The organism is Wolbachia endosymbiont of Drosophila seguyi (assembly GCF_028981765.1).
Taxonomy (GTDB): domain Bacteria; phylum Pseudomonadota; class Alphaproteobacteria; order Rickettsiales; family Anaplasmataceae; genus Wolbachia; species Wolbachia pipientis.
In genome coordinates, this window is the sequence record NZ_JAPQLM010000090.1 from 1 (window position 1) to 3,372 (window position 3,372).

The 3,372-nt window shown below is 36.8% G+C and carries 4 protein-coding genes; all 4 read left to right on the forward strand.

Going from position 1 to position 3,372, the window contains the following annotated elements:
• The first annotated feature begins 82 nt into the window (after nucleotides 1–82).
• Nucleotides 83–343: a hypothetical protein gene (locus tag OZD62_RS01940; RefSeq protein ID WP_275019321.1), complete on the forward strand. Its 261-nt coding sequence runs from the start codon at nucleotides 83–85 to the stop codon at nucleotides 341–343.
• A gap of 12 nt (nucleotides 344–355) precedes the next feature.
• Nucleotides 356–628: a 30S ribosomal protein S15 gene (gene rpsO / locus OZD62_RS01945; RefSeq protein WP_006279944.1), complete on the forward strand. Its 273-nt coding sequence runs from the start codon at nucleotides 356–358 to the stop codon at nucleotides 626–628.
• A 14-nt stretch (nucleotides 629–642) separates the two neighbouring features.
• Nucleotides 643–2,916: a polyribonucleotide nucleotidyltransferase gene (gene pnp / locus OZD62_RS01950; protein WP_275019322.1), complete on the forward strand. Its 2,274-nt coding sequence runs from the start codon at nucleotides 643–645 to the stop codon at nucleotides 2,914–2,916.
• A 247-nt stretch (nucleotides 2,917–3,163) separates the two neighbouring features.
• Nucleotides 3,164–3,372: DUF6444 domain-containing protein (locus OZD62_RS01955; protein ID WP_275019323.1), on the forward strand; the 209-nt coding region annotated here is incomplete at its 3' end.

The following is a 3,372-nucleotide window of genomic DNA, read 5'->3' on the forward strand; positions in this document are numbered from 1 at the left end:
TTACCATAAATCACCATCTCATAAAGTGTGATGCAACAAAGCCATCCCAGTGTCAGCTACTTGGATGACAGAGGGGGGTGGGATGACAGAAGATGATGGAGTGACAGGGAGTAATACAAAAAGTTTCGTCATCCCCATTGAATCGGCTTTAAAATCGATGTTCAAAGTTGAAATTTCCCTAGAAGATGCGGGGAAAATCAGAAAAGGTCAGGAAGTTGTATTAAATAACTTGCGTAATTTAAAGAATCATGATATTTGTTGCATGGTGGTGGGTAGTGTACCTATTGCAATCTGCAGTTTTATTTATGGTTGTGTGAAACCTATTCGTGTTTTTAATATTTAAAATGAGGTTTAGATGTCGATAACATCCGAAAAGAAAAAGAGTTTGATAAATATATATGCAATTAAAGAAGATGATACAGGCTCATCTTTTGTACAATGTGCAATTTTGACCGAGAGGATCAGTAACTTAACTGAGCATTTTAAAGTGCACAAGCATGACCATCACTCTAAGCGTGGTTTACTTATATTGATAGGTAGAAGACGCAAGCACTTAAATTATATAAAGCGTAAATTTGGTAATGAAGCCTATCAGGAATTAATAGAGAAGTTAGGCATTAGAAAATAATCGAGGAATTTAATATGTTTAAAATTATAAAAAAATCTATAGAGTGGGGTGGTCGTGCCTTATCTTTAGAAACAGGGAAAATAGCACGCCAAGCTCATGGTTCAGTAGTTGTAAATTACGGTGATACTTCTGTTTTAGTAACTGTTGTACGTAAAAAGAAGGAAGAAAGCGTTGATTTCCTACCTTTAAATGTGCAGTTTATCGCAAAAAGCTATGCCATGGGTAAGATCCCTGGCGGGTTTTTTAAAAGAGAAGGCAAGCCATCTGATAGAGAAACTTTAATCTCAAGAGTAATAGATAGAAGTATAAGACCACTATTCCCAGAAGGATTTCATGATGAAATTAGTGTGGTGTGCAATCTATTAACTTATGATACAGTCAATCCTCCTGAAGTGCCAGCATTGATTGGTGCTGTTGCAGCTCTTGCAATTTCTGGTGTTCCCTTTCACTTTACTATAGCTGGAGTGATGGTTGGTTGTGATGAAAATAATAACTATATACTCAACCCTTCTGTTCAAGAGATGAAAGCAAGCAGCTTGGATCTGTTTTTGTCTGGTGATGAAAATTCAATTTTAATGGTTGAATCAGAAGTGAAAGAGCTCTCTGAAGAAAATGTTTTTAATGCAATAAAATTTGGCCATGAACACCTTAAGCCTGTCATTAAGCTCATAAAAGAGTTTGCTGATACAATTGGCAATAAACCTGAGAGCTTTGCCCCTATTGATGCATCAGATATAACACAAGAGCTCGAAAAATACGGTAAAGATTTTGAAAAAGCATATTCGCAAACAGTAAAACAAGAGCGAGTTCAAGCTCTAGAAGCGATCAGAGAGAATATATTGAATACTCTTAAAGAAACTGGAAAAGACGAAAAGTTAATTACGTATGCAGTAAAAAACTTTGAAAGATCTTTAGTACGTGAAATAATTAGGAAGAAAAGTGTAAGGATAGACGGTCGTAAGCATGATGAGATACGTCAGATAGAAGTTGAAGTTGATATTCTGTCCAAAACTCACGGTTCTGCACTATTTGCAAGAGGCAATACTCAGGCACTGGTTGTTACTGCTCTTGGCACCACTCAAGATGAGCAAATTGTGGATGATATTGAAGGGGATAGACGTGAGCATTTCATGTTGCATTATAACTTTCCCTCATTTGCTGTTGGAGAAACTTCTGCTGCGCGTGCACCAGGAAGAAGAGAAATCGGTCATGGCAAACTTGCTTGGAAAGCAATTCATCCTGTTTTACCCGATAAGTCTGAATTTCCTTATACAATAAGAGTAGTGTCCGAAATTTTGGAGTCTGATGGTTCTTCTTCTATGGCAACAGTTTGTGGGACTTCTCTTGCTTTAATGGATACGGGTGTGCCAATAAAGGCCCCTGTTGCTGGAATTGCTATGGGTCTCATCAAAGATAAAGACGAGTATGTAATACTTTCCGATATACTTGGTGATGAAGATTATCTTGGTGATATGGACTTTAAAGTAGCAGGAACTAGTGAAGGGGTTACGGCGCTACAAATGGACATGAAAATTTCTGGTATAAGCTTTGAAATTGTTGAAAAATCTTTAGAACAGGCAAAAGCTGGAAGATTACATATTTTAGAAAAAATGAATGCAGTGATTTCAGAACACAGTGATGATGTCAAAGACCATGCACCAAGGATGTTATCATTTTACATAGATAAAGACAAAATTTCTGCTGCTATAGGTTCTAAGGGGAAAAATATACGCAGTGTGTGTGAAAGAAGTAATGCAAAAATTGAAATAGGAGATGATGGTAAAGTTTCTGTTTTTGCTACGAGTGGCACTGAAGCTGAAATTGCAAAGAGTATGATGATTGATTCAATAACAGAACTAGAACAAGGTTCTATAGTTGATGTCAAGGTTGTAAGAATAGAGAAGTCTATTGTAGAGCTTGAATTTCTTAGTGGCAGAAAAGGAAAAATGCACATAAGTGAAGTAGCTAATGAACATATAGATTCTATAGAGAGCGTACTTAAACAAGATGATACTTTCAAAGCACTAGTAATTGACTTCGAAAAAGGTGGGTGTCCAAAGTTGTCAAGACGTCGGGTTGATCAAGAGACGGGAGAGTTTTTTGAAGGTGAGCTTTACAACGAGGAAAGGAAAGATGGTCCAAATGACAGGGATAATTATTACAATAATTCATTTAGTAGAAAACCTGGAGGAAGTCACCATAAGAGGCCTCCTCGTCCTCGTTCTGGTTTCAGCAACAGAAATAGGCCGAAATTTGGTAATAATGATTCATCATCAGGTTTTTATTAAGAGTAAACTTCTTGCGTTACCTCTCGTCATTCCAGTGCTTAACACTGGAATGACACCCTTTCTGGTGAAGGTTGTTCTCAAATCACAATGTTAGTACAATTGTGGTGTTAGCTATAGCTAACCCAAGGTATCCGTTCAGCGGAGTGGTAGAATAAGGTAGACAAAGTGATCTAAAAAGATAATCATAGAGCAAAAGTGAGGTAATGTGGTAAACCTTTGAGAACTTTGCAAAAATTTACAGCAAAAAATAGAAAAACTGAAAGCAGAGATAGAAAACTTAAAAGCAGAAAATAAAGCTTTAAAGATAGAGAACGCTGAATTAAAGGAAAGGCTTGGTTTAAACTCGAAAAATTCATCTCTACCGAGCTCTAAAGAATTGTACAAAACAAAAAAGGACAAGCCAAAAAGCGAAAGGAATGTTGGCGATCAGGTTGGGCATAAAGGAAATTTTCATGC

Excerpts from the sequence above, each read along its gene's own strand:
- rpsO (WP_006279944.1), top strand. The coding sequence starts at position 356 with ATGTCGATAACATCCGAAAAGAAAAAGAGTTTGATAAATATATATGCA.
- pnp (WP_275019322.1), top strand. The coding sequence starts at position 643 with ATGTTTAAAATTATAAAAAAATCTATAGAGTGGGGTGGTCGTGCCTTA.
- OZD62_RS01940 (WP_275019321.1), top strand. The coding sequence starts at position 83 with ATGACAGAAGATGATGGAGTGACAGGGAGTAATACAAAAAGTTTCGTC.